Origin of the sequence: Algibacter sp. 2305UL17-15 (genome assembly GCF_040720935.1) — a bacterium.
In the GTDB taxonomy this organism is placed as follows: Bacteria; Bacteroidota; Bacteroidia; order Flavobacteriales; family Flavobacteriaceae; genus Jejuia.
Genome location: NZ_JBFDAE010000004.1, coordinates 167,511 through 192,490, shown reverse-complemented (window position 1 = coordinate 192,490; position 24,980 = coordinate 167,511). Strand labels below are relative to the sequence as shown.

Sequence of the window (24,980 nt, the reverse complement as noted above, 5' to 3'; positions counted from 1 at the left end):
ATGCTTCGACTGCGCTCAGCACGACATTAAATTATCCTAAAACGGCAAATCGTCGTGATCTTCTTTGTTTAAATCGCCTGCAGGCTCAAAAGCATCAGCAGGAGGTACTGGTGGGATGTTTGCTCCAGCAGCTTCTTGTTGTAATGCTTCTATGCGCCAACCTTGGATAGAGTTGAAATATTTAGTCTCCCCTTGTGGATTAACCCATTCCCTACCGCGTAAATTAATGCTAATTTTTACTTGTTGCCCTACTTGGTGATTGTTTAACAAGTCTGTTTTATCTTGCACAAATTCCACCATTATATGTTGTGGGTATTGCTCTTCTGTGGTTACTACAACTTCTCTTTTTCTAAACCCGTTACTCCCAAACGTTTGGGTTTCACCAATCATTTTAATTCTTCCTTGAACTTCCATTTAATTATTTATTTAATCTATATTAATTTTAATAGTATTATTTAGATTCCTGTCTTCGTAGGAATGACACTCTTTATTGATTTTTTAGCTTAATAATATTTTCCAAGCACTTTGCACATCGCCAAAACTTAAATACTTGCGTGCCAACGTATGTTTTTCTCTGTGCGACGCTTCCTTAATCTTCGGATATCTTGATCCTGAGTCTTTAACAAATATAGCAACATCTTCCTGTGTTGGTAAGGCTTCAACATTTGCCAACATTCCCAAGTCATTCCCTGTTAAAATCATACTGTTCTTAACATAATCGGGAAAACTATCTACACCTATACCTAATTTTAACGTTGGCTTTGGTATTTCAAAAAACCCTTTATTTGCCCTACTGTAAACATCTCCTCCTGCCCTGGCTACTAAATCCAATTTCTTTTGGTTAATAGTTTCGTCTTCATTTAAAAACTCATCATCTATATGAAACTTAACCACCTCACAAATTACTAAATTTCCAGCACCGCCTTCAGTTCCCAATCTAACAATTTCATTCACTTTACATTCAAATTGTACAGGCGATTCAGCAACTCGAAAAGGTTTTACGGCATCCGATTTCAACATCGTTAAACCTGCTTTTTCAAATTCATTAACATCTTCGGCAAATTCTGCACTTGTTAACGACATTTGATGTACCAAATCAAAATTCACAACATTAATTACCACTTCCATTGTCGCTTCAACATTGTGCAATGTATGCTTCGTTGAATTATCCCGTCCTCTGCGTGCAGGCGAAAAAATTAAAATTGGAGGATTTGCACTAAACACATTAAAAAAGCTAAATGGTGATAAATTCGGATTCCCATCTTTATCTAAAGTACTCGCAAAAGCTATAGGTCTCGGTGCAATAGCACTCAACAAATAACCATGTAATTTACTGGTAGATAATGATTTTGGATCAAAAGACGCCATCTAATTTTTCAATTTCAACAAAAGTAACTATTATAGTATTCATCTAAAAACCGATTTACTAACAACTTGGACAATAATATTAACAGATTTGCATTATATTACTGTTTAATTAATTTTTGTAAATGATTTTTACTAAATACTCGAATACATTTCGTTGGGTAATGATTGCTGTTTCCTTCGTTATCGTATCCCTCATTTTATGGAATACATATGTGTTTTTTCAGAATTTTAAGGAAGAAGAACGTATCAAAATGGAAATTTGGTCCTTTGCCCAAGACGAATTTGTAAATTCTGACACAAACACCAATTTAAATCTTAACCTTAAAATACTTAATAGCAACACCACCACGCCCATGCTTGTTATTAATACTGACGGTTCTATTTACAGTCATAATAATTTAGATGACAAAAAACTTGACGACCCTAAATATGTTGATAAGTTAATTGAGCGTTTTAAGAGCGAAAACGAACCCATAGAAATTAAACCATTTAGCACTATCTATTATGGCAACTCGCCTTTACTTAATAAACTAAAGTATTATCCGTTAGCTTTACTACTTATTCTCTTGTTATTTAGTGGCGTTATTTTCTTTTTCTATAAGAGTAATAAAAATGCGTCACAAAACAAGTTATGGTCTGGAATGGCTAAAGAAACGGCGCATCAAATTGGCACACCACTTTCCTCTTTAATTGGTTGGACCGAGATTTTAAAAACTGAAAATGTAAATCCAGATTATATCGTTGAAATTGAAAAAGATATTGACAGGCTGCAAACCATTACAGAACGTTTTAGCAAAATAGGGTCTTTACCAACACTAGAAACTGCCGATATTGTTGCAGAAACATTAAACTCTTACGATTATTTAAAACGACGTTCCTCTAATTTAATTGAATTTGACATTATTACTCCAAAAGAGGAAATTCCGGTAAAAATCAATAAACAGTTGTATGGCTGGACTATAGAAAACCTCGTAAAAAATGCCATAGATGCCATGAAAGGTAGAGGTAAACTTAAGCTAGAAATTTCCCAAACAGAACATGATGTAAAAATTACTGTTACGGATACGGGAAAAGGCATTTCAAAGAAAAATTTTAATAGAATATTTGAACCTGGCTATACTACAAAAAAGAGAGGTTGGGGATTGGGTCTATCACTTACAAGACGTATTATTGAAGATTTCCACGACGGAAAAATTAAAGTTTTGGAATCTACCATTGGAAAAGGTACTACAATCCAAATCAGTTTAAAACGTTTGAATCAATGAAAACGGAAAAGCTTATTCCAATAAAAAAAGTTGCGTTAAAAAACAACTGTCCAGAATGTTTTAGTAAAAATGGTTTACAGTTAGTATTTAAGCAGAAATTCGTGGAAAATTCATTTCATAAATCTATTACTGATGCTATTAGTTATGAGATAAATTGTGATACATGTAATAGCATTATTTATCCTGAACGTTGGACTGATGATATAGAACGGATGTTTAGGTATCAACGAAAAGCATTTACACCCAGACCCACATCAAGGGCTTTTAAAAATTTATTCTGGGGTATGGTTATTACTGGAATCGTTCTGATTTTCGCAGGAATAATTTTATGTGCTCAATTTTTATAATGAGATTACAAATACGACTTTATTGCATTGGCTGTTTTTTCAAATTCTTCTGGAGTCATTTTTATTTTAGTGATAAATCGAGCGTCATCCATAGATTGCAGCGGAATTAAATGCACATGGGCATGCGGTACTTCAAGACCTATAACACTTACACCAATGCGTTTACACGGAACAGCCTTTTTTAAAGCCAAAGCCACTTTTCTGGAAAACTGCATGAGTCCGTTATAAGTCGCTTCATCTAAATCAAATATTTTATCCACTTCTTTTTTTGGAATACAAAGTGTATGCCCAATAGCATTGGGATTCACGTCCAAAAAAGCAATAAACGCTTCGGTTTCAGTTATTTTGTAACACGGAATTTCGCCGTTAATTATTTTTGTAAAAATTGAAGCCATAATTTATGTTTTCAGACCTTTCAGGTTTTAAAAACCTGAAAGGCCTATTAAATTGATAAAAATAAATTTCCGCCTCCCGATAGTTATCGGGAGCGGGAATAGAAAAAGTATTACTTATCTGGAAATTTCAATAATATCAAATTTCATCACGCCATTGGGCACTTGGATTTCGGCAACATCCCCAACAGATTTTCCCAACAATCCTTTTCCGATAGGAGAATTAACAGAGATTTTACCCGAAGCCAAATCTGCTTCGCCATCGGCCACCAACGTATAGTTCATTTCCATACCATTGGTTTGGTTTTTTATCTTCACTTTAGAAAGCACTAAAACTTTAGAGTTATCTAATTGAGACTCGTCTATAACTCTTGCTCCTGCTAAAGCGTCTTCTAATTTTGCAATACGCATTTCTAGCATACCTTGCGCTTCTTTCGCCGCATCATATTCAGCATTTTCACTTAAATCCCCTTTATCTCTTGCTTCCGCAATAGCCCTTGAAGCCTTTACACGCTCTACATCTTTGAGCTGTTTCAACTCCCCTCGTAATTTTTTCAACCCCTCTGGTGTATAGTAAGATACTTTACTCATAACTTCATCGTTTAAATTAAAAAGATGCTGGAACTCCCGAAGATTTCAGGGCAGCATCAAAAAAATCCCGCTTACACGAGATTGTACTACAAATATACAAAATATTTAAGTCTATTTTGTTTTTGTTGTAAATTAGCATTCTAATTTTTAATGATTTATGAGACTATTTTATGCCCTAATTTGTTTCTTGATTTTAACTACTTGTAGCAAAAACTCTGTGAATGATGAAAATTGTCAGTTTTTATTAGAAATTGGGATTAATGAAACAATTAATCTAGGTTTACCAGAATTTGGAAATTTAAGAACCTCCCCTGGTGCTATGCTCATTCCAAGTGCTCGAAATAGAGGTCTAATAGTATCAAATACAGGAAATAATAATTTTGTTGCTTTTGATGCAGCAGATCCTAATCATATTTTTAATCCATCATGCTCCGTTTTAACCGTTAAAGGATTTACTGGAGTATGTGGATGTGAAGAAAAAAATGAATTTGAATTAATAAATGGTTTACCTACTAAATCAAATTCAGATGAAACATCTACTCGCTGTGGATTAAGACGTTATCGTGTTGAAAAAAGTGGTAACTCCCTGATCATTTTTAATTAAAAAAAAGCCTCCCCTAATCCCTCCATGGGAGGGGAATAGAAAAGTTTATAAAATAATTTGGGCGTTACCCCGAAAAGGGGTCAGGCTTTCCGCTACAAGTCCTCGCACCTCCTACGTCGGGCTGTGGGCTTTTCACTTCAATCCTTAACGCGGGTAAGTCCGCAAAAGTAGATTTCATCCCATAATTCGAAACCTTTTACACTATTATTTATTACAAAAAAAGACCTGTTAGGTATTTAAACCTAACAGGTCTTTTTTATAAATTAAAACTTCAATGTAGCTCCTACTAAAAAATTTGTAGTTGCCTGCGGATAGTAGAAATTTTCTGTTATTGGGGCATCAGTCGATCCTTCTGGTCTATAGTAATAACTATAGGTATAGCCATTGGATACATATTCCGAATTAAACAGATTATTTACCAATAGGTTTAACGCTATTTCTTTAATCCATGTTGGTTGAAACTTATAGGATATATTTAAATTATTGACAAAATAAGCATCAATACTTTTAGCATCACTAGATGTATTATCCAAGTATTGCTTCCCAACGTATTTAGACAATAAGGCTATACTTCCGTTTTCAATTGGAGAGAACGTTAAAGTATTTCCAAAAATGACATTTGGCGAAAAGGAAATATCCGTATCGTTAAATGTTGTAACTACCGGTTGGTATGATACCGTTTCAAAGGTATCTGGATTATATTGCGTATCGTAAACCAAATAATTAAATGCCTTTATTTTATTTTGACTGAAGGTAGCATTGGCATCTATTCGTAAGTGTTCTGATACTTTATAGCCCGCTTGCAACTCGATTCCTGCTCGATAACTCTTATCTACATTTTGCCTAATAGGATCACCAACATCATCTAAATCGCCAGTTAAAACCAATTGATCGTCATAATTCATATAATATAAATTGGCTGTTGCATAAAAATCTGAAGTTTTCAATTTATAACCAAATTCAAAATCATGCAAACGCTCTGGTTGTGGACGCATAGGGTTTTTAGTTAAATCGTCTCTATTTGGTTCTCTATTACCAACAGCGTACGACCCATAAATGCTATTGAAATTATCTATTCTATACGTTAATCCGAATTTAGGATTGAAAAAATCATAAGATTCCTTGACATCAATATCCAATAAATCTGAACTTGTTCCAACCGACTCATAATCTACTCTTCTGAATTGTAAATCTAACAATGCAAATAGATTAGATGTGATATTATATTCAGCTTTTAAGTATGTATTATAATCTTGTTTGTCGCCATAACTAAAATAATAGTTGCTTCTAATTGGAACATCTGAAGGAAACGAATCCCAAATCACTTCTCCAAAATGATCGCCTTTATAGGTGTTATAACCACCGCCAAGATATACGCTTAAATTATCTTTTTTATAGTTAAGTGAATACACCAATGCGTAAAAATCATTATCGAGCCAACGTCTTCTAATAACATCTCCTTCGTCTGAAGCATTTGGGCTTTCTGGAAAATAATCGCCTAGATCCTCACCGTCTTTATATTGTTCAAAATACCCTTTCCCTCGGGTGTAATTTCCTGAAACATTAGCTGAAAAGTTAGCATTAAATTGGTGTGAAGCATGTAATTGATAATGGATTTGTTCGTAATTATCTACCTGATTATCATACGTATAAAAATTATATGTTCTACCAGAATTTAATAAATTTTCAGATTCGGCATCAGAAGAAAAATTTCTATCAATAAACGCTTGAATTCCAGCTCTATCATTATCAACAACGGCTTTTGGAGTTCCGTACCACGATTGATAGGTTTCTTGATGTCCTCCAAATACAATCCCTTTTACGGATGTTTTTTCGTTTAAAAATCCAGCTTCTACGTAATATGAATTCATATCGGCTCTCGCTCTGTCAATATATCCATCACTTTGAATATTTGAGAGCCTTCCCTCTGCATAAAAATTGTTTTTAATTCCAGAACCGATTCTAATATTATGCTTTCTTGTACCAAAACTTCCAACTGCATTGGTGGTGGTCGCATAACCTTCGGTTGAAGGATTTAAAGTTTTTAAATTTAAACTTGCACCAAAAGCGGAAGACCCATTAGTTGATGTGCCTACACCGCGTTGCAATTGAATATCTTCTACTGAAGACACAAAATCTGGCATGTTTACCCAAAATGTACCCTGACTTTCTGCATCATTGTAAGGTATTCCATTTAAGGTTACGTTTACCCGTGTGGCATCACTACCCCTAATACGAATCCCTGTGTAACCTATACCTCCACCAGCATCACTAGTGGTTACTACGGATGGTAATTGATCCAATAAAATAGGCAAATCTTGTCCTAAATTAATAGATTCCAATTCTTTTTTAGTAATGTTTGTAAATGCAACTGGTGTTTTGTCTTTAGCTCTAGTTGCAGAGAGTAAAACTTCGTCTAGCTTTTCTGTTTTAGTAGAATCTTGAGTTTTTTGATTTTCTTGTGCGCTCGCACAGACCGATAACACAAAGAGTGTTAAAAAAAGAAAAATGTTTTTCATTACGATTATGGTTATAATCGAATAAAAAGAGGTAATTATTCTTTGTTGTTAATAAATTAGTTTGCGAATTAAAAGTAGAGATTGCCGCGTTATTTTACAAACAACTCGCAATGACGCTGTTAATTCAAATTCCTAAACAGCATTACCTGTTCTAGGTTCAATGGGTATGATCTCAGCCTTTCTGAAGTTAAAAATTAAAAGTTAAAAGTTAAAAGTCTAAATTTAGACTGCGAACTGAAAACTGATGACTGCTAACTGAAAAAGCACCCCTTTTTTGAGAACGCTGCAAAGATAAAATAGATTTTTGATTTCTGATTTACGATTTCTGATTTTTTTGAAGGATAAGACCAAACCAACAAACGTGATATTGCAATATTACGATATCAATATCCCGTCAATCAATATCAGGCTTTCTTCTATTGGCCTTTTTCCCAGAGTGACTTCGCTTATTTTTTAAACGCTTTCTTATTGCAGATCTTGGGATTTTAGTCGGGCGACGCTTTTTTGGGACAATTAAAGATGTCTTTATCAATTCCAGAAAACGTCTTGTAACAATCTCCTTATTTCTATGTTGGCTTCTACTTTCTCCGCATTGCAACATGAGCAAACCCTCATTTGTCAATCTGTTTTGAAGTTTCTCTTGAAGCAATAGTTTCTGCGCGTCATTAAATACTAGAGACGCGTTTAAATCAAAGGTCAATTCTACCTTTGAAGCTACTTTATTTACGTGTTGCCCACCGCTTCCTGAACTTCGAATGCCCTTAAAGGTTAACTCTTTAACTAAAGTTTCTTCATCAATCATTTTGAACCTTGATGTGCGGGTTTTAATAAATCGTTTACTGTTTTTACGGGGTTGAAGGTCTCAACAGGAACCTCAACAAAAATCGAATTCCAATATGCCATGCTTCCGTTCCATAACCCAGGACGTTCCAATGCTTTTATATCCACGCCGTTTTGTGTTTTCATGGTAATAAAAGCAGCTTCGGGATCCATGTAGTCTAATAGATTAAAAGTTTCGCCTTTATAATTCCGAATCCCACAAACCAAATCCGTCGGGTTAAAATGAGTCGCTTTATAAACTATGGATTGTTGTCCTTTTTTACTGAAGTCAATTTGAGCAAACTCAACTATTTGTAACGACACTTCGCCGTCCTTATCTTTAACCCAAAACGGCCCTCCGCCAGGTTCGCCTTCATTTTTTACCATCCCACAAACTCGAATCGGACGGTTCAATTTTTCTCTTAAATAGGCTGTTTTTTGTTCAAAATTGGAATCATAAAAACCAGAATCTATGGCAATATTTAACTGTTTTCTTAAAAAATAAGCCATGGCAGTTACATCGGCATTATCAATATTGCCTTCATCTAATTGTCTTAAAAAGTCAAAAACCTGATTTTGTGCTTTTAACAAAGCTCCTGCCAATACTTTTTTATACTTTGTGTATTGAATATTCTGATGTTCAACAACGATATTGTCAATATTTTTAATGAAAACAATATCACTTTCTAAATCGTTTAAATTCTCTAAAAGCGCACCATGACCAGCTGGTCTAAACAAAATAGAGCCATCATCATTTCTAAAAATATTTCCATTAGTTGTAAGCGCTACCGTTTCCGTAGCTTCTTTTTGATATGAGAAAGACACATTGAAATTAGTGTTTTCTTTAGCTTCTAAAGCTGGCTTTACCGCTATAAGTTCCTCAAGAAAATAATTGTGGTGTTGTTCTGAAACCGTAAAATGAAGATTTGATTTATTTTTAGACGACGCATATAAAGTCGATTCAAACAAATGCTCATAAAATGCCGTAACTGTTTGATCTTCGTAAGCATGAAACGGCAACAATCCTTTAGGGAAAAAACTATAATTCAATCCATCTGGATTGAGCATGGTTTTTACGAACTGATAATATTGTTCTTCTAGTTTTAGACTTTTATAATCTATTTCTGAATCTTTGATTTTTTCAATAACCTCATTATAAAATGGAAATTTGTCTAAGTTAGACACAAACGTTTTGATTAAATCGTCCCCATGTTTTTCAGCATATGTTTTAATAGTATCTTTTGAAGGATTGAAAAATTTTAAAAACTGAAATAAAAACTTGAACATTCTTGTAGCAGCCCCAGAGGCTGGCACAAATTTTAAAATATCTAAATCATCTAGTTTTGCATTGTATAAGTTTACTAAATCATCAAATTCATCTTGTTCAAAACTCTGAATCCCTCTCCCAATGGTTGCCGCAGACACCAGATTAGAATGCGTCATTCCGTCTTTTAAACGCTCTACCTGTGCATTAACCTGATCTAAGCCAATACCTTTAGCACTAATTTGTTCAATATCTTTATCCGTAAACATTATGTCTTCTTATTTAATAATTTATCAATATGGGAAACAGCAGTTTCCAAACGTTTCTTTTTATCTCCTTTTAACACAACAAAAGACCTGTTTTGTTTTAACAATTCATTTTTAAAAGCCTGAAACATGTTTTCCCTATGTTCTGGTTTGTCTCTTAAATCGTCTGCTTCCCAAGGGGTGTCAATATATGTTAAAAAATACAAATCGTAGGTGTTTTCTAATGCATATTTTTCTAGAATTGGGTCGCAACTGCCATGATAATAAGCCTCGGAATATACTTTGGTTTCCAGCAAATCTGTATCACAAATTAAGACAGAATCTGTTTTTTGAGCCAACTCGTTTTCCAATTTCATTTGTCCTTCTGCAATGGGCAATAAATCTTCTGGCTCGCAGGTTTTACGTTCGTTATTCCATTTATTCTGAAGATACTCACGAGCGTATTCTGGTACCCAAACAGAATTATAATAACGTGCTAACTGACGCGACAATGTTGTTTTTCCTGTTGACTCTGGTCCAAACAACACTATTTTTAAGCAGTTACTGGGTTGTTGTCTATACTTTTCTTCCATGCTAAATATCCAAAAATGGCAATAAATGTAAATCCTAAATACTGTAAGCTTGTAAATGTGAAACCTTTGTAAAGATACAATGGTACAGAAATGATATCTCCAATAATCCAGAACATCCAATTTTCTAGTTTTCGTCTCGCCATCAACCACATCCCTACAAAAAATATAGCTGTAGTAATGGTGTCTATATAAGCAACCCAACTCGTCCATTTATCAAACGCTCGGTAAACTAAATAAACAAATAATAAGGTTGCTAAAAATATGGCTATACTTATTTTTATTTCGTTGAAAGTCATCCTGGTAATTGGAGTAACATGTTCATTGTCTATTTTTCTTGTCCAGATATACCATCCATAAACACTCATTATAAAATAGTACCCATTAATCATCATATCCCCTAACAATTCCCACTTAAACAATAAATACACAAAAATAACAGTACTTATCATACCCGTTGGAAACACCAAGACCTTGTTCTGTTTTGAAAACCATACAGAAAGAAAACCAAAAAATACAGCTATTATTTCAAGAACAATATCAATGGTTTCGTATTCGGAATATTGCCCGAAGAAAAAATCAAAAATGGGGCTCATAATCGTGTCTATCAGATTTTACTATTTTCATGTAAAGTAAGCCTTTTTCAATGAGTTCGAAAGCTTCTTTTATTTCAGTAGTAAGCAGATGCATTACCTCATCATAATCTCCATAAACCTGTGTACTTAATGGGTTTTCGAGGACTTCTAAATTTGAAGCTCTTAATTTTTTTATAAAATGAATAATTGCAGGTTCAAAATCGTCCTGCAATGGTGTTAATGTTAATTCTACTGATATTTTCATATAGCCCCTCTTAATCTCCCCAAAGGGGGAGAAACTGTTGTGTGTTAAACTTCTTTTTGTCATTCCCGCGAAGGCGGGAATCTATTTTTAGTTTCGCCACGAATTCACGAATATGTTTCTTTTTAGCATACATAGATATTCGTGTATTAATGGCTGTTTTCTATTTATTACTGTGATGCTGAAACTCCCGAAACTTCGGGACAGCATGACAAATTACTTTCGTAATTTGTCAAAAAACGATTCATCTTCTTCGAAAGCAGTTCCTATAACTACCATATCTGCACCATATGTATATGCATTTTTCATTTCATTTTTACTTCTAATTCCTCCACCAACAATCAAAGGAATTTTTAATTCACTTTTAACAGCGGTAATTATTTCATCGTTTAATGGTCGTTTTGCGCCGCTTCCAGCTTCGAGATACATTAATTTCATTCCTAAAAACTCTCCTGCTTTTGCAGTATCAATTATATTTTGAATATTTTCTCTGGGCATAGGTTTAGTATCTGTGACCTTTTCAACAGCAGCTTCTTGTCCACTTTCAATTAAAATATATCCCGTTGAAATTACTTCTAATTTTGAATGTCTCAATTTTGAAACTGCTTCAACGTGCTTCCCAATTAAATACTCTGGATTTCGCCCTGAAATTAGGGACAAAAATAATAAAGCATCGGCTTTGTTGGTAATTTGGGTTACATCTCCAGGAAATAATACTACTGGTAAATTTGTATGCATTTTTATTTCAGCAACTAAAATTTCAGTAGCTTTTTCTGCTACACTACTGCCTCCAACAAAAATATGTGTTGCGACAGATGCATTTACTTTTTCAATAAAAGATGTAGTGTTTTCAATTGAAAACTTATCAGGGTCGATTAAAACTGCCAATAATTTTTCATCATTAGAAATTGAATTTAATATGCTTTGATATATACTGTTATTTACCACAAACTGACTGCTATTTTCTTTATTCTATTTTCTATGCTCTTTTTTCTCTTCTTGTTATTCTTTTTTCTACTCAATAGCATAAGCACAAGTAAACCCTTCAAATTCTAGAAATTCAATATTATAACGGTACTTTTGTTCTTCATAATCAATCCAAGCAACTGTTTTATCATCTTCAATGGCAAAAGGGATTACCAAACAATGATTTTTAAAGCTCAGTCCTGGTGTACAAAACAGTTTGTATAATGATTCTTTTACGCACCAAATAGCAGTTAGTTTTTTAACGTAATCTGAAGCTTCTTCTTTCAAATAATCCAATTCGTAATCAATAAACTTGTGTGCTATAATAGAAATTTTATCACGTTGTTTTTCAACATCAATACCAACTATTAAATCGCTTATGATTATTGCCGAAAAATTGAATGAATGCGTGATCGATATTTGTTTCCCGTCTTTTAAATGTGGCTTTCCGAATTCATCATAAAACAAATCAGCATCTGTATATCCAAACTCCCGCAATAAATGGCGCACACTTAAAAACCCACGCTGATGCAATTCACTTTTCATACTTAAAACACGCTCTAAAGCAACTGGTTTTAAATTAACCTTATCCATCAAATCTTCATAAGATTCGGTAATCTTCCAGATTTTAACAGTAGTTTGTGAATTTGGAGTAATGGTTTTATATAAAGGCATTTAATATTCTGAAAGTTAATAGTTATCTTTGCACCGCCTAAAGCGGATTAAATTATTTGGTTAGCGAATTTAACCAAATTAAGCACCATTCACAATCAAGTTTTAGGTTTTTAAACAAAAGAAAAAACACTATGAGTACAAAAACAATTCCTTACGTAGCTAATAAAGTTAAAGATATCTCTCTTGCAGATTGGGGTAGAAAAGAAATCGAATTAGCGGAAGCTGAAATGCCAGGGCTAATGAGTCTTCGTGAAGAATACAAAAACGAACAACCTCTTAAAGGCGCTAGAATTGCTGGATGTTTACACATGACGATTCAAACGGCAGTTTTAATTGAAACCTTACAGGCTTTAGGTGCGGAAGTAACTTGGAGTTCTTGTAATATTTTCTCAACACAGGATCAAGCTGCTGCTGCCATTGCTGCTGCTGGAACTGCGGTTTATGCTTGGAAAGATATGACTGAAGAAGAATTTGATTGGTGTATCGAGCAAACTTTATTTTTTGGAGAAGACAGAAAACCATTGAATATGATTTTGGATGATGGTGGCGATTTGACCAATATGGTTTTGGATAAATACCCAGAATTAGCTTCAGGAATTAACGGATTATCTGAAGAAACCACAACAGGTGTTCACAGATTATACGAGCGCGTAAAAAACGGAACGTTACCGATGCCTGCCATTAACGTTAACGATTCGGTTACAAAATCTAAATTCGATAACAAATACGGCTGTAAAGAAAGTGCGGTTGACGCGATTCGTCGTGCTACAGATATCATGCTTGCCGGAAAACGTGTAACCGTTTGTGGTTATGGAGATGTTGGAAAAGGAACAGCAGCCTCTTTTAAAGGTGCAGGAAGTATTGTGACCGTTACTGAAATCGACCCTATTTGTGCGCTTCAAGCGGCAATGGATGGTTTTGAGGTTAAAAGATTGGAAACTGTTATTGCCAATTCAGATATCGTGATTACAACTACAGGAAATAAAGATATCATTCAAGGCCGTCATTTCGAAGCTTTAAAAGACAAAGCCATCGTTTGTAATATTGGGCATTTTGATAATGAAATTGATATGGCTTGGTTGAATAAAAACCACGGACATACCAAAAACACCATCAAACCCCAAGTTGATAAATACACCATCGACGGAAAAGATGTTATTATTCTTGCCGAAGGGCGTTTAGTAAATCTAGGTTGTGCTACCGGACACCCAAGTTTTGTAATGAGTAACTCGTTTACAAACCAAACTTTAGCGCAAATCGAGCTTTGGACTAACGCCGATGCTTACGAAAACGACGTGTATATGCTACCAAAAGCACTAGACGAAAAAGTGGCAAAATTACACCTAGAAAAAATTGGCGTGGAGCTTACAGAACTTCGTGAAGACCAAGCAAGTTATATTGGCGTAACTGTTGATGGACCTTATAAGCCAGAGCATTATCGTTATTAGGATAACGAAAATTCCAAAATACAAACACCAAATTCCAAAAATCCCAAGCAGCAATGTTTGGGGTTTTTTTATTTGGATGCCTGCCTACCGGTAGGTTACCTCGAAAAGGGAGCGGGCTTAACCAAAGAGGTCTTTCCCTAAAAGCAAGTATTTATTTAACCGACTTAGCCTTTTCTTTAGCAGATTCGTTACGCTCAATCGTATGCTCAGGTCGTGTCCATTTTGGTTTTTCACCTAAAGCTTCATATTCAGAATCTTTAGCCTCAACAGTTTCAGGCTGCATTTTCTTGATAAAAGGTTTTTGCGGATTTAATCCCAATAATTTAAACATTTCCATATCCTCATTCACATCAGGATTAGGAGTCGTCAATAATTTATCACCGGCAAAAATAGAATTAGCACCAGCAAAAAAGCACATAGCTTGCCCTTCACGTGTCATTTGTGTTCTACCGGCACTTAAGCGTACTTGGGTTTCTGGCATTATAATTCTGGTAGTTGCTACCATGCGCACCATATCCCATATAGAAACAGGCTGTTGGTCTTCAAGCGGTGTGCCATCTACAGCAACCAAAGCATTAATTGGCGTAGATTCTGGTTGCGGATTTAATGTAGAAAGTGCCACAAGCATTCCAGCCCTGTCTTCAATTTTTTCTCCCATCCCAATAATGCCACCAGAACACACGGTAACATTAGTTTTACGAACATTATCAATAGTTTCCAAACGGTCTTCATAACCACGTGTAGAAATCACTTCTTTATAATATTCTTCGGAAGAATCTAAATTATGGTTGTAAGCATATAAACCAGCTTCGGCCAAACGTTGTGCTTGGTTTTCGGTAATCATACCTAAAGTACAACACACTTCCATATCTAGTTTATTAATGGTACGTACCATTTCTAAAACCTGATCGAATTCCTCGCCGTCTTTTACATTCCTCCAAGCAGCTCCCATACAAACGCGAGAACTTCCGCTGGATTTTGCACGCAACGCCTGCGCTTTTACCTGCTGCACACTCATTAAATCATTGCCTTCAATATTGGTATGGTAACGTGCGGCTTGCGGACAATACCCACAATCTTCTGGACAACCTCCAGTTTTTATAGATAGCAATGTGGATACCTGTACCGTATTGGGGTCGTGGTGTAAGCGATGTATCGTTGCTGCTTCATAAAGCAACTCCATTAAAGGTTTGTTGTAAATATCTAGAATTTCCTGTTTGGTCCAGTTGTGTTTAGTCTCGCTCATAAATCTATCAGTTAGTTAAAATCAAAAATACTAATTAAAATAGTATTGATTACGCTTTTGATAACAAAATACTTACCGCATTACCGCCAAAGCCTACTGCGTTAACCATAATATTTTCTATTTTTTTTGGAATCTTTTGATTCTTCAAGTAAGGAATGTCAATAAATTTTTGGTTTTGTAACATGAGGACTGCAAGTTCAATACTCAAAGCTCCAGATGCGCCAAACGTATGCCCTAACTTCCATTTGTTCGAAGTTACGGCGGGAATATTTTCTTTAAAAACAGCTTCAATCGCTTTAATTTCAGAACTATCACCTTTTACAGTTCCTGGCGCATGCATAACGATAACATCAACTTCGCCAGGATTCATAGTGTCCAATGCCATTGTCATAGATTTTTGAAAACATTGTGCATCGCTGGAAATAGAAATGTTGTGTTTTAGAATTTCGGTGGCGTAACCATACCCTTTAATTATTGCTAATGTATTATTTTGTATTCCAGATTCTAAACAAGCCATTGAAGCACCTTCGCCTAAAATCATTGTGTTTTTAGTTTTTTCGAGGTCTAAAGCTTTACAGGGGAAAGGTTCTTTTTCTTTAGAATAAATTTTTAAAGCTTGCATTTGAGCAATAGTGAAAGGGGTTAATGGTGCTTCGCTACCTCCAACTAAAAATTTATCGCACATACCTGAGTTTATCCATGCAATGCCGTTAAGCATAGAGTGCAATGCCGTAGAACACGTTATAGAATGACTTATTTCTGGGCCTTGCGTTTGTAAATCGTGCGCTACCCAAGAGGAAATATTACCCAATGTGGTTGTTGGCGAACTTAAGGTTTCGGCTTTATTGTTTTTTAAGAATGATTCGTGATAGGTTTCAAAAAGTGATGTTGCGCCTCTTGAGGACCCAATGTTAATCCCAAAATTATCTGATGGTTTCCAGTTTGCATCTTTTATGGCTTTTCTTGAAGCATAAATAGCGTATAAAACGGTATTGTCTAAAGATTTGTATTTGTTGTCAGACTGTTTTAATAACTCAATGTCTTGTTTTGTGTCTTCTGATAATTTAGAAACCCAAACATCTTTATCCAGAAATTTTTCAGAAGTGATATAATGCTGATTGTTTTGATAACTTTCCCATGTTTCACTCGTTGATTTTCCGATTGATGAAATGGATGCTATGGCGGTTATGGAGATTGGTTTTTGCATGTTTTCTTTTGTCATGCTGTCCTGATAACTATCGGGATTATTTCAGCATTTCATATTAATATGAATTTAAAACACCCATTATTATAGTACAGATGGATGTTTAAGGTGCAAATGTAGTATTTATGGATTATATTTTAAGTTTAAAAAGTTTAAAGTGTGTATGCCAGACCTGCCAGGTTTTAAAAACCTGACAGGTCTCATTAGATTACAAAACAAAATAGCGTTCTAAACTATTTCCAAAGCATCCTCAATAACGTGATACACCTTTTGCAATTCAGATTCTGAAATCACATACGGGACTTGAATATAAATGGTGTTTCCGAGTGGTCTTAAAAATACACCTCTCTCCATAAAAAAATAAAGAAGTTTGTCGCGTAAATTGCCGTAGCGTTCCATTTTTGTGTTGAGGTCTAAGGCGAAAATAACACCCAAATGTCGTGTTGTTTTTACTTTTGGATGGTTTTTAATACGCTTTTCAAAATCACGATGCGAATTTATGATACTTTTGATGTTATCTTGAATTTCTGCAGAAGTCAAAAGCTCTATACCAGCAATAGCGGTAGCGCAAGCCACAGGATTTGCAGAATAGGTATGGCAATGAAAAAAGCCCTTGGAAATATCGTTACTCAAAAAAGCATCGTAAATTTTTTGGGTGCAGGATGTAATTGCCATTGGTAATAATCCTGCGGTTAAAGCTTTGCTAAGGCAGATAATATCGGGTTTTGTGTCTATATAATCTGATGCGAAATATTTACCTGTTTTGCCAAAACCTGTCATCACCTCATCGGCAATTGTGAGTATGTTTTGTGCTTTTAAAAACTTTAAAATTTCGTTTAAACCTTTGGCATGATGTGTTTTCATACCAGCAGCACCTTGTATTAAAGGTTCGTAGATGAATCCAGCAACGTTGTGGTTTTCGGTAAGGTTTTTTAGTTGATTTAATATGGCGTCATGATTTGAGCCATCAGGCGTTGGAATGCGTTCTACCTTAATTAAAAAATCCTCAAAAGGCCCATTGTAAACAGATAAACCAGAAACACTCATGGCGCCAAAGGTATCGCCGTGAAATCCGTTTTCAAAAGCAATAAAGGTGGAGCGTTTTTCGTCTAAGTTAAAATAATATTGAAGTGCCATTTTTATAGCAGCTTCTACAGCCGTTGAGCCATTATCGTTAAAATAAATCTTGTTTTGATTTTCTGGAAGTATTTTAATGAGTTCTTCCGATAGTTTAACAGCAGGTTCGTGTGTGAAATCACTAAACATCACTTGATCCAATTGTAGCATTTGCTGATGCGTTTTTCCTATAATGTAATCATTGCAATGCCCATACATGCATGTGTACCACGAAGCAATGGCGTCAATATACTCGTTGCCGTTTTCATCTGTTAAAATACACCCTTTTGCTTTTACGATGGCTAAACTATCAGGATGCAACTGATGTTGTTTTAGCGGATGCCAAAGGTGTTTTTTGTCGCGTTCTTGTAAATTCATCTTTTGTCATTCCTGCGAAGGCAGGAATCTATTTTTTTAAATTTTTTAGTTGTTTTGTGGATTCCTGCTTTCTCAGGAATGACAACTATAAGTTATTCTTAAACAATTCAGCATACTCCATAACCACATTCTTATCAAAATAAGGTTCTTCTTCAATGCGACCAATAATTGGAACTTGAGTCATTTTTTTGATAATATCTTCCGTCGTTTTATGTTCATTCCCACTAAAAATGATCGCAACATCAAATCCTTTTTCTTTTAAAGTATTTACGGTTAAGAGTGTATGGTTGATGCTTCCTAAATAATGTCTCGAAACAACTATGACTTTGTATTCTGGTTTTATTAAATCGAAAACCGTGTTTTTGTCATTTAGTGGGACTAATAAGCCACCTGCACCTTCAATGACTAAATGATTATCTGTTTTTGGAGACTTAATTTTATTTATTTCAATTTCAACACCATCAATATCAGCAGCTCCATGCGGACTCATAGGTGTTTTTAGAGCATAGGCATTTGGGTGGAATTTAGACCTAGAATTTGAAACTAACCGTTCCACTTTTTTTGTATCGCAATTCTCTAATTCTCCTGCTTGTATGGGTTTCCAATAATCGGCTTCCAAGGCTTCGGTTATAATTGCTGAAGCTATTGTTTTACCAACATCGGTTGAAATTCCTGTGATGAAATATGTGTTCATTTTAAATCGAATTCTGTTTTACATGCTTCACATTTATACTTATGTCTTGTATAAAATGGAAGTGCCGAAAACAATACCCCAAAAATAAACCAGAATAATGATTTAGCGTCTTTTATAGTAGAAAACAATTCTATTTTTTCGCTTTTACACTTTGGGCAACTGATAGTATTTCCTGCATCATCAATAGAATATTTGCTTATAGAATCTAAAATATGTTGCGCTTTTAATGCATCTTTTGATAATACTTTTAATTTAACACCTCCAATAGCGTTGCTTACCAGAGGGTCGGTGTCTATGGTTAGATTATCAGATAAAAAAACTTGAATACCATCAGCCTCTAACCGTCCTTTTATAATTTGGGCTTCGGTAGAATATTGAAATCTTGCAATGGTTTTAAAGGTGTCGCTCATTTAGTAACAAAATTAGCAAGTGTTCTTAAAACTTCTGAAATTTGTTTTTCGGAATTATAACTATGTAAACAAAAACGTAAACGTTCCTGATCTTTTGGAACAGTTGGCGATAAAATAGGCTTTACATTAAAACCATTGTCTTGCAGTTTTTTGGCGATTGATTTCACGTTTTCGTTTCCTGGAATGATACAACAATGAATGGCTGAATGCGATTCAATAAATCCCCATTGTCTCCCGATAGCTATCGGGACGGACATTTCCCCTGAGGGGAAAACAGAGAAATTGAGTTTTTCAATTTCAGACTTAAAGAATTTAATGTTTTGCTGTAGTTCGCTTTTGTTGTCAGTAACAACTAATTCATTATAAGCAGCATGTATAGTTGCCAAACTATGCGGTGGTAATGCCGTAGTATAGATGAAACTACGTGAAAAATTTATTAGGTATTCTTTTAAACTATTGCTTCCAAGAATAGCTGCACCATGGCATCCTAAGCCTTTTCCAAAAGTAATGATGCGTGCAAAAATGTCTTGTTCTAATTTTAGATTTTGAACCAATCCTTCGCCTTTTTTTCCAAAAACGCCAATGGCATGAGCTTCGTCAACAATTAAATGCGCATTGTGTTTTTTACTTATTTCTGATAGTTTTACTAAATCTGGACTATCGCCATCCATTGAAAATACAGATTCTGTGACAATGTATATTTCTGCATCAAGAGGACTTCGACTACGCTCAGTCTGACATTTCAACTGTAAATTTTCTAAATCGTTATGTTTGAATTTATAGGCTTTAGCGTTACTCATATTAATCCCATCACGAATGGAGGCATGAATATATTCATCATATAAAATAATATCTCCGCGTTGAGGCACACTAGAAAAGAAACCAATATTGGCATCGTACCCAGAATTAAATACTAGTGCACTTTCGCTGTTGTGAAAATTAGCCAGAATATCTTCAACTATATTATAAAGTTTGTGATTTCCTGAAAGCAACCGAGAACCTGTTGCGCCATTATTGGTAATATCACACTCTTTTAAAAACTCATGGGCACTATTAAAAATGGTTTTCTTTTTTGAAAAGCCCAAATAATCGTTTGATGAAAAATCCACCAAATTATTTTGCGTTCCAAGTTGGCGCAGGGCATTATTCGCTTTGCGTTCTTCTAGTTTTTGTTGAAGTTTTTTTGGGAACATGGATTCAAAGATACTAAAAAGACCTGTCAGGTTTTTAAAACCTGACAGGTCTAAATGAATTAATAGTTTTCTATATAATTGGTAGTAATATGTGTCCCTTTCTCTTAAAAATGTAACTTTGGAATTGTAAATAAATTCTATTTCCATCCGTTATGAAAAAATATGTTTTAATTTTAATATGCTTTATCTCCTCTATTGGTTTTGCACAAAACAACTACATCATAAAAACCGAAGATGGTAGGCGTGTTTTGCTCAAAGCCGATTACACCTGGGAATATATTGACATGCAGCCACTTACGCTTGTTGATAGTACAAAAATAACAGACATTAAGCCCTTAAATCCAAATACCTGCAACGTTCCTCAGGATTTTACAGAGCCAAAACTGGATAAAAAAATTCAATCGCAACTTAAAAAAGGGCGTGCTACTATTAGCCACGTAAAAAGAAAAGTTGCCAAAGATTATAAGTGTGACGTTAAGGACGTGCTATTGCTGTCTTATTCAGAAAAAAAGGCAAGGGGTACCTATACGTTTTGTGCCAATGGCACTAAAGTAACTTATAAGCGCAATGGGCATTCTATTGCGAAAAAGGGGAAGTTGTTTTAAGATAATTACCGTCGCCTATTTGCTAAAAGTGGCGGTGGTTCTCCAGTAAATGGGTTCCATCTACTAATGCTTTTGGCGTCCATTCCTGCCGCATTAATTATGGCTCTGTCCCCATAGCGTTCACGCATCTTATCTATGGCCTGACTTAAAAGAAGTTGTTTTTCATTGTCATCAAAGAGGTTGATTTGATGCCCTCCCTCCACCAAATGGCTAAACTTTACACCAATGAGTCGTACCAATAAGCGCCTATTGTAAAGTTTTCTGAATAGATCTAAAACTACGGGAATAATATTATGGTCCATAGCACTATAAGGTATGCGTTGTTGTTGGGTATAGGTTTGAAAATCGGAATAGCGAATTTTAAAGGTAATGCAAGCTGTTAACTTATTGCCACGACGTAATTGGTACGCTAAATTTTCGGCCATAGCAATAATGATACCCCTTAGTTTGATAACATCGGTAGTGTCCTTGTTAAACGTACGTTCTGTTGAAATGGATTTCCGTTCATGATATTGCACTACGGGGCTGTTGTCTATACCGCTGGCCTTTTTCCAAATGCTTAAGCCATTTTTTCCCAATACCCGATGCATAAGTTGCATGGGCATTTCCTGTACGGTTTTTATACGTTTAATGCCTAAATCGCATAAGGATTTATAGGTAACATCACCCACCATGGGAATTTTTTTTACCGAAAGTGGCGCTAAAAAAGGCTTTTCCGTGCCTTTTAATATGCGTATTTGGTTATTGGGTTTTGCTTCGCCTGTAGCAATTTTTGAGACCGTTTTGTTACTGGATAAGCCAAAGGAAATGGGCAGTCCTGTCTCTTTTATAATACGCTGGCGTAATTCGGAAGCTAATTTATGACAACCGAAGAACTTATCCATCCCTGTTAAATCGATATAAAATTCATCGATGGATGTTTTCTCATAAAGAGGAACACTTTCTTTAATTACATCGGTAACATCTTTAGAGAAATTAGTATAAATCCCAGAATTTCCACGTAATACAATAGCTTCGGGACACAGCATTTTTGCCATACGCATGGGCATTGCAGAATGCACACCAAACTTTCTAGCTTCGTAGCTGCAAGACGCCACAACACCTCTGTCGGATGTGCCGCCGATAAGCACAGGTTTGCCTATTAAACGGTTATCCAACAAACGTTCGCAGGATACAAAAAATGTATCTAAGTCCATATGTACGATAGCTCTATTGTCTAACATTGGGAAGCTAATATTTTTGTATTATCGGAATACCTAGGATCTTCAATAACTGCACATTTATACATAGACTGCACTTCTATATTAATACAATCAAACTCCTCTAAGACTTTTCCTGTAATAGCATAAACGCCTTTCCCCCTAAATGGAAATTTACTGGCTACAGGTGGAAAATGAACCGTATCGATAAAATAGCCATCATGATCTAAAAATGTTCCAAAATTCATGCGTTTGCCACTTGAAGTAGATGTATTTTTTATAGTAATTAAATAGCCTTTAACGGATACTATTTTCCCAATATGGTTTGGTAAATCATTAGCTTTTAGCTTGATCTCAAGAGGTTTTTCTAAAAGTTTAAAAGGGTTGCATAGCGGGAATCCCAAAAGTTCCATTTCATCAAAAGCATTTTCTAGAGCAGTACTTGGTAGTTCGGGCGTTTCATAATTGATTTTTTCAGTTTTAAAAAGTGTGTTAATATGTGTTTCAAACGTCGTTTTACTAATTTTTAAATGGGCTTCCCAAAGCAATTCCCGTTTATTGATACCTGTAAACCTAAAGGCATTAATTTTTATAAGAATTGAAATCTGTTCAACAGAAATGGGTACGCGGTCTATAAAATCGTCCAGACTTTTAAATCGCCCATTTTGATGACGTTCTTCAAGTAAATTTTTAATGGTTTTAGCTTCTAAGGCATGTAAAAACATAAAGCCCAAATAAATGGTTTTACCCTTAATAATCGTTTGGTTAAAACTGGTGTTAATACACGGTGATTCTATAATGCCACCGTGCATTCTGGCCTCGTGTACATAGAGCTCGGTTCTATAAAACCCACCAAAATTATTGATGGTGGCCACCATGTATTCTAACGGGTAGTAAGCCTTTAAAAACAAGCTTTGGTAACTTTCCACAGCATAGGATGCCGAATGCCCTTTAGCAAAAGCATACCCTGCAAAACTTTCGGTTTGTCGCCATACCTCTGCGGTGAGCGTTTCGGGTTTTCCGCTTTTTTTACAATTATCGAAAAACTGTTGTTTTACAGCTAAAAACTCATCGCGGGAACGGAATTTTCCCGACATACCACGGCGCAATTTATCGGCTTGCCCCAAATCTAATCCCCCAAAAATATGGGCGACTTTAATCACATCTTCTTGATATACCATAACACCATAAGTTTCTGGCATAATATCAAGCAAAACAGGATGTGCTTTTTTAATACGGTCGGGATAACGGTGTCTTAAAATATACTCGCGCATCATTCCAGATTTTGCAACACCGGGGCGGATAATGGAGCTCGCTGCCACCAAACCCAAATAATCATCTACTTGTAGTTTTTTCAGCAGCATGCGCATTGCGGGAGATTCCACATAAAAACAACCAATAGCTTTTGCATTCCGAAGTAAATATTTAATGCGCTCATCTTGTTTAAACCGTTTAATATCATGAATATCGATAGGAGATTTTTCAGGATGATTATAGGCTACAATTTCAACGGTATCCTTTATTTTTCCCAGTCCACGTTGACTAAGGATATCGAATTTGTAAAGCCCGATATCCTCGGCAACAACCATATCAAAATGGGTGGTGGCATAGCCTTTTGGGGGCAAAAAAGTGGCGGTGTAATAATGAATGGGTTTTTCTGAAATAATAATTCCACTAGCATGAATGCCCAAATAATTGGGAAGCCCTTGAATATATTCGCTATAGGTCAAGACAAGGCGCGATAGTTTATCTAAATCATTAATGTTATAGCGCCCTCGGGTAAGTACGTCCATTTCGGCTTTTGGCAACCCAAAAACTTTCCCTAGTTCGCGTACCGAGGCCTTAAACTTAAAGGTGTTATATACCGCTAAAAGTGCTGTGTTTTTAAAGGTTTTAAAAATGAAATTGGTAATATCGTCTCTATCGGTCCATGAAAAATCAATATCAAAATCGGGCGGATTTTTTCGGTAGAGGTTAATAAAACGTTCAAAATACAAATCTAATTCTATAGGATCTACATCCGTAATCCTCAACAAATAGGCTACAATACTATTGGCACCACTACCGCGCCCAACGTAATAATAGCCCTTGCTTCGCGCATATTCCAAAATATGATGATTGATTAAAAAGTAAGAAACAAAGCCTTTGCTCTTTATAATATCAAGTTCCTTTTTTATACGGTTATGAATAGTTTCATCAGGGTCTTTATAACGGTATGCAAGCCCCTCGTAAGTCAGGGTTTTTAATAATCCATAATCGGAATCCTCATCTTGGGTAAACGATTTTTGATTGTTTGGGGTTTCTTGTGAAAAATCAAATGCAATAGTGCAATTGTTTAGAACAGTTGAGGTGTTATCTAAAAGTTCTGGAAATTCCTGATAGGTTTCACACAATTCACCGTAAGGCAACATGCTGTCTGAGGGCTGCCCTTCTTCGCTTTTAGGCAGTTTACTGAGTAACGTATTATTATCAATAGCACGTAACAAACGGTGGGTATTGAAGTCTTTTTTTGTTTCAAAAGAAACGGTTTTCAGTATCACTAATTTGCTTCGGAAGTTATTCCATTTCGAAAATTTAAGGGTGTTGAGGTCTTTCGGTTTAATGCCCAAAAACTCGTGCTCTTTTAGGCTGAAGTCTTTATGGTTTCGATAAGGATAAATAACATAGGTATGTTCCAATTCAGGAGCCCTTTCAGGAATTTCTAGGTTATTATTGTGTAGAAATCTTGACAAGAATGCGTTGATATTCTGAAACCCCTCATTGTTTTTTGCCAACAATACAAATTGTTGTTCTGCACCATTTCTAAAATCGATACCCAATACAGGTTTTATGTTATATTTTTCAGATAATCGCACAAAATCTAAGCACGCCGATGTATTATTAATATCGGTTAACGCCAATGTTTGTATGTCATTCTTGGAGGCAATGGCAAGTAGTTTTTCTGGCTTTATAGTGCCATAGCGTAAGCTGTAATATGTGTGACAATTTAAATACATAAGATTAAC

General features: G+C 35.3%; 25 protein-coding genes. 5 read left to right on the top strand and 20 right to left on the bottom strand.

From position 1 onward, the window contains the following. Positions 1-36: 36 nt before the first annotated feature. Both ABXQ82_RS06020 and ABXQ82_RS06015 read right to left on the bottom strand, forming a co-directional pair. Entirely contained in the window at positions 37-414 is a 378-nt protein-coding gene (locus ABXQ82_RS06020) for a DUF3127 domain-containing protein (protein WP_367056375.1), read from the bottom strand. 84 nt (positions 415-498) lie between these two features. Beyond that, positions 499-1,368 (bottom strand): flavin reductase family protein, encoded by an 870-nt coding sequence (locus ABXQ82_RS06015; protein WP_367056372.1) that lies wholly within the window; start codon positions 1,366-1,368, stop codon positions 499-501. 122 nt (positions 1,369-1,490) lie between these two features. On the opposite strand from ABXQ82_RS06015, the gene ABXQ82_RS06010 reads away from it, so the two are divergent. Both ABXQ82_RS06010 and ABXQ82_RS06005 read left to right on the top strand, forming a co-directional pair. Then, positions 1,491-2,633, top strand: a complete 1,143-nt coding sequence (locus ABXQ82_RS06010) for a HAMP domain-containing sensor histidine kinase (RefSeq protein ID WP_367056369.1) — start codon at positions 1,491-1,493, stop codon at positions 2,631-2,633. Continuing rightward, positions 2,630-2,980, top strand: coding sequence for a hypothetical protein (locus ABXQ82_RS06005; protein ID WP_367056366.1), 351 nt, complete (start codon positions 2,630-2,632; stop codon positions 2,978-2,980). Before ABXQ82_RS06010 ends, ABXQ82_RS06005 begins: the two co-directional genes overlap by 4 nt. Positions 2,981-2,985: 5 nt before the next feature. On the opposite strand, the gene ABXQ82_RS06000 is transcribed toward ABXQ82_RS06005, so the two are convergent. Further along, positions 2,986-3,375 carry an HIT family protein gene (locus ABXQ82_RS06000; protein WP_367056363.1) on the bottom strand — a complete coding sequence of 130 codons (390 nt, stop codon included), beginning with the start codon at positions 3,373-3,375 and terminating at the stop codon, positions 2,986-2,988. Positions 3,376-3,489: 114 nt separating this feature from the next. After that, on the bottom strand, positions 3,490-3,963 hold the full coding sequence (greA, locus tag ABXQ82_RS05995; RefSeq protein WP_367056360.1) for a transcription elongation factor GreA: 474 nt from the start codon (positions 3,961-3,963) through the stop codon (positions 3,490-3,492). A gap of 157 nt (positions 3,964-4,120) precedes the next feature. Here greA and ABXQ82_RS05990 point away from each other — a divergent pair, with 157 nt between their 5' ends. After that, positions 4,121-4,567, top strand: a complete 447-nt coding sequence (locus ABXQ82_RS05990; RefSeq protein ID WP_367056357.1) for a hypothetical protein — start codon at positions 4,121-4,123, stop codon at positions 4,565-4,567. Positions 4,568-4,830: 263 nt separating this feature from the next. Here the strand turns inward: ABXQ82_RS05990 and ABXQ82_RS05985 are convergent, their stop codons facing one another. The 8 genes from ABXQ82_RS05985 to ABXQ82_RS05950 all read right to left on the bottom strand — a co-directional run bounded on the left by ABXQ82_RS05985 (position 4,831) and on the right by ABXQ82_RS05950 (position 12,482). Further along, the gene (locus ABXQ82_RS05985) at positions 4,831-7,086 is read right to left on the bottom strand and encodes a TonB-dependent receptor (RefSeq protein ID WP_367056354.1); all 2,256 of its coding nucleotides are present in this window, start codon (positions 7,084-7,086) and stop codon (positions 4,831-4,833) included. A gap of 394 nt (positions 7,087-7,480) precedes the next feature. Next, a complete protein-coding gene (gene arfB, locus ABXQ82_RS05980) occupies positions 7,481-7,888 on the bottom strand; it encodes an alternative ribosome rescue aminoacyl-tRNA hydrolase ArfB (protein WP_367056351.1) in 408 nt (135 codons plus the stop codon). Continuing rightward, on the bottom strand, positions 7,885-9,438 hold the full coding sequence (locus ABXQ82_RS05975) for a DUF4301 family protein (protein ID WP_367056348.1): 1,554 nt from the start codon (positions 9,436-9,438) through the stop codon (positions 7,885-7,887). The genes arfB and ABXQ82_RS05975 overlap by 4 nt, the downstream gene beginning before the upstream one ends. Beyond that, on the bottom strand, positions 9,438-10,007 hold the full coding sequence (locus ABXQ82_RS05970; RefSeq protein WP_367056345.1) for an ATP-binding protein: 570 nt from the start codon (positions 10,005-10,007) through the stop codon (positions 9,438-9,440). Before ABXQ82_RS05970 ends, ABXQ82_RS05975 begins: the two co-directional genes overlap by 1 nt. After that, positions 9,968-10,600: a nicotinamide riboside transporter PnuC gene (gene pnuC / locus ABXQ82_RS05965; RefSeq protein WP_367056342.1), complete on the bottom strand. Its 633-nt coding sequence runs from the start codon at positions 10,598-10,600 to the stop codon at positions 9,968-9,970. The genes ABXQ82_RS05970 and pnuC overlap by 40 nt, the downstream gene beginning before the upstream one ends. After that, entirely contained in the window at positions 10,584-10,844 is a 261-nt protein-coding gene (locus ABXQ82_RS05960; protein ID WP_367056339.1) for a thiamine-binding protein, read from the bottom strand. Before ABXQ82_RS05960 ends, pnuC begins: the two co-directional genes overlap by 17 nt. Positions 10,845-11,057: 213 nt before the next feature. Beyond that, on the bottom strand, positions 11,058-11,789 hold the full coding sequence (locus tag ABXQ82_RS05955; RefSeq protein WP_367056336.1) for a geranylgeranylglyceryl/heptaprenylglyceryl phosphate synthase: 732 nt from the start codon (positions 11,787-11,789) through the stop codon (positions 11,058-11,060). A 66-nt stretch (positions 11,790-11,855) separates the two neighbouring features. Next, a complete protein-coding gene (locus ABXQ82_RS05950; RefSeq protein WP_367056333.1) occupies positions 11,856-12,482 on the bottom strand; it encodes a 4'-phosphopantetheinyl transferase superfamily protein in 627 nt (208 codons plus the stop codon). A gap of 131 nt (positions 12,483-12,613) precedes the next feature. Here ABXQ82_RS05950 and ahcY point away from each other — a divergent pair, with 131 nt between their 5' ends. Continuing rightward, positions 12,614-13,930: an adenosylhomocysteinase gene (gene ahcY / locus ABXQ82_RS05945; protein WP_367056330.1), complete on the top strand. Its 1,317-nt coding sequence runs from the start codon at positions 12,614-12,616 to the stop codon at positions 13,928-13,930. A gap of 151 nt (positions 13,931-14,081) precedes the next feature. Here the strand turns inward: ahcY and bioB are convergent, their stop codons facing one another. From bioB to ABXQ82_RS05915, 6 genes are all read right to left on the bottom strand, one after another. After that, on the bottom strand, positions 14,082-15,176 hold the full coding sequence (bioB, locus tag ABXQ82_RS05940; protein WP_367056327.1) for a biotin synthase BioB: 1,095 nt from the start codon (positions 15,174-15,176) through the stop codon (positions 14,082-14,084). 49 nt (positions 15,177-15,225) lie between these two features. Next, positions 15,226-16,383 (bottom strand): beta-ketoacyl synthase N-terminal-like domain-containing protein, encoded by a 1,158-nt coding sequence (locus ABXQ82_RS05935; RefSeq protein ID WP_367056324.1) that lies wholly within the window; start codon positions 16,381-16,383, stop codon positions 15,226-15,228. 225 nt (positions 16,384-16,608) lie between these two features. Next, complete coding sequence (bioA, locus tag ABXQ82_RS05930; protein WP_367056321.1) at positions 16,609-17,874, bottom strand: adenosylmethionine--8-amino-7-oxononanoate transaminase; 1,266 nt, start codon at positions 17,872-17,874, stop codon at positions 16,609-16,611. 85 nt (positions 17,875-17,959) lie between these two features. Further along, entirely contained in the window at positions 17,960-18,568 is a 609-nt protein-coding gene (gene bioD / locus ABXQ82_RS05925) for a dethiobiotin synthase (RefSeq protein ID WP_367056318.1), read from the bottom strand. Then, a complete protein-coding gene (locus tag ABXQ82_RS05920) occupies positions 18,565-18,978 on the bottom strand; it encodes a DUF2007 domain-containing protein (RefSeq protein ID WP_367056315.1) in 414 nt (137 codons plus the stop codon). The genes bioD and ABXQ82_RS05920 overlap by 4 nt, the downstream gene beginning before the upstream one ends. Further along, the gene (locus ABXQ82_RS05915) at positions 18,975-20,171 is read right to left on the bottom strand and encodes a pyridoxal phosphate-dependent aminotransferase family protein (protein ID WP_367056668.1); all 1,197 of its coding nucleotides are present in this window, start codon (positions 20,169-20,171) and stop codon (positions 18,975-18,977) included. The genes ABXQ82_RS05920 and ABXQ82_RS05915 overlap by 4 nt, the downstream gene beginning before the upstream one ends. A gap of 152 nt (positions 20,172-20,323) precedes the next feature. On the opposite strand from ABXQ82_RS05915, the gene ABXQ82_RS05910 reads away from it, so the two are divergent. Next, positions 20,324-20,776 carry a DUF3157 family protein gene (locus tag ABXQ82_RS05910; protein ID WP_367056312.1) on the top strand — a complete coding sequence of 151 codons (453 nt, stop codon included), beginning with the start codon at positions 20,324-20,326 and terminating at the stop codon, positions 20,774-20,776. A gap of 5 nt (positions 20,777-20,781) precedes the next feature. Here the strand turns inward: ABXQ82_RS05910 and dinB are convergent, their stop codons facing one another. Continuing rightward, positions 20,782-21,999 (bottom strand): DNA polymerase IV, encoded by a 1,218-nt coding sequence (gene dinB, locus ABXQ82_RS05905; protein WP_367056309.1) that lies wholly within the window; start codon positions 21,997-21,999, stop codon positions 20,782-20,784. Next, entirely contained in the window at positions 21,993-24,971 is a 2,979-nt protein-coding gene (gene dnaE, locus ABXQ82_RS05900; RefSeq protein ID WP_367056306.1) for a DNA polymerase III subunit alpha, read from the bottom strand. Before dnaE ends, dinB begins: the two co-directional genes overlap by 7 nt. Positions 24,972-24,980: the final 9 nt, after the last annotated feature.

Bases quoted from the DNA above. Each gene is read 5' to 3' on its own strand.
- ABXQ82_RS06020 (WP_367056375.1), bottom strand. From the start codon at position 414: ATGGAAGTTCAAGGAAGAATTAAAATGATTGGTGAAACCCAAACGTTT.
- ABXQ82_RS06015 (WP_367056372.1), bottom strand. From the start codon at position 1,368: ATGGCGTCTTTTGATCCAAAATCATTATCTACCAGTAAATTACATGGT.
- ABXQ82_RS06010 (WP_367056369.1), top strand. From the start codon at position 1,491: ATGATTTTTACTAAATACTCGAATACATTTCGTTGGGTAATGATTGCT.
- ABXQ82_RS06005 (WP_367056366.1), top strand. From the start codon at position 2,630: ATGAAAACGGAAAAGCTTATTCCAATAAAAAAAGTTGCGTTAAAAAAC.
- ABXQ82_RS06000 (WP_367056363.1), bottom strand. From the start codon at position 3,375: ATGGCTTCAATTTTTACAAAAATAATTAACGGCGAAATTCCGTGTTAC.
- greA (WP_367056360.1), bottom strand. From the start codon at position 3,963: ATGAGTAAAGTATCTTACTATACACCAGAGGGGTTGAAAAAATTACGA.
- ABXQ82_RS05990 (WP_367056357.1), top strand. From the start codon at position 4,121: ATGAGACTATTTTATGCCCTAATTTGTTTCTTGATTTTAACTACTTGT.
- ABXQ82_RS05985 (WP_367056354.1), bottom strand. From the start codon at position 7,086: ATGAAAAACATTTTTCTTTTTTTAACACTCTTTGTGTTATCGGTCTGT.
- arfB (WP_367056351.1), bottom strand. From the start codon at position 7,888: ATGATTGATGAAGAAACTTTAGTTAAAGAGTTAACCTTTAAGGGCATT.
- ABXQ82_RS05975 (WP_367056348.1), bottom strand. From the start codon at position 9,438: ATGTTTACGGATAAAGATATTGAACAAATTAGTGCTAAAGGTATTGGC.
- ABXQ82_RS05970 (WP_367056345.1), bottom strand. From the start codon at position 10,007: ATGGAAGAAAAGTATAGACAACAACCCAGTAACTGCTTAAAAATAGTG.
- pnuC (WP_367056342.1), bottom strand. From the start codon at position 10,600: ATGAGCCCCATTTTTGATTTTTTCTTCGGGCAATATTCCGAATACGAA.
- ABXQ82_RS05960 (WP_367056339.1), bottom strand. From the start codon at position 10,844: ATGAAAATATCAGTAGAATTAACATTAACACCATTGCAGGACGATTTT.
- ABXQ82_RS05950 (WP_367056333.1), bottom strand. From the start codon at position 12,482: ATGCCTTTATATAAAACCATTACTCCAAATTCACAAACTACTGTTAAA.
- ahcY (WP_367056330.1), top strand. From the start codon at position 12,614: ATGAGTACAAAAACAATTCCTTACGTAGCTAATAAAGTTAAAGATATC.
- bioB (WP_367056327.1), bottom strand. From the start codon at position 15,176: ATGAGCGAGACTAAACACAACTGGACCAAACAGGAAATTCTAGATATT.
- ABXQ82_RS05935 (WP_367056324.1), bottom strand. From the start codon at position 16,383: ATGCAAAAACCAATCTCCATAACCGCCATAGCATCCATTTCATCAATC.
- bioA (WP_367056321.1), bottom strand. From the start codon at position 17,874: ATGAATTTACAAGAACGCGACAAAAAACACCTTTGGCATCCGCTAAAA.
- bioD (WP_367056318.1), bottom strand. From the start codon at position 18,568: ATGAACACATATTTCATCACAGGAATTTCAACCGATGTTGGTAAAACA.
- ABXQ82_RS05920 (WP_367056315.1), bottom strand. From the start codon at position 18,978: ATGAGCGACACCTTTAAAACCATTGCAAGATTTCAATATTCTACCGAA.
- ABXQ82_RS05915 (WP_367056668.1), bottom strand. From the start codon at position 20,171: ATGTTCCCAAAAAAACTTCAACAAAAACTAGAAGAACGCAAAGCGAAT.
- ABXQ82_RS05910 (WP_367056312.1), top strand. From the start codon at position 20,324: ATGAAAAAATATGTTTTAATTTTAATATGCTTTATCTCCTCTATTGGT.
- dinB (WP_367056309.1), bottom strand. From the start codon at position 21,999: ATGTTAGACAATAGAGCTATCGTACATATGGACTTAGATACATTTTTT.
- dnaE (WP_367056306.1), bottom strand. From the start codon at position 24,971: ATGTATTTAAATTGTCACACATATTACAGCTTACGCTATGGCACTATA.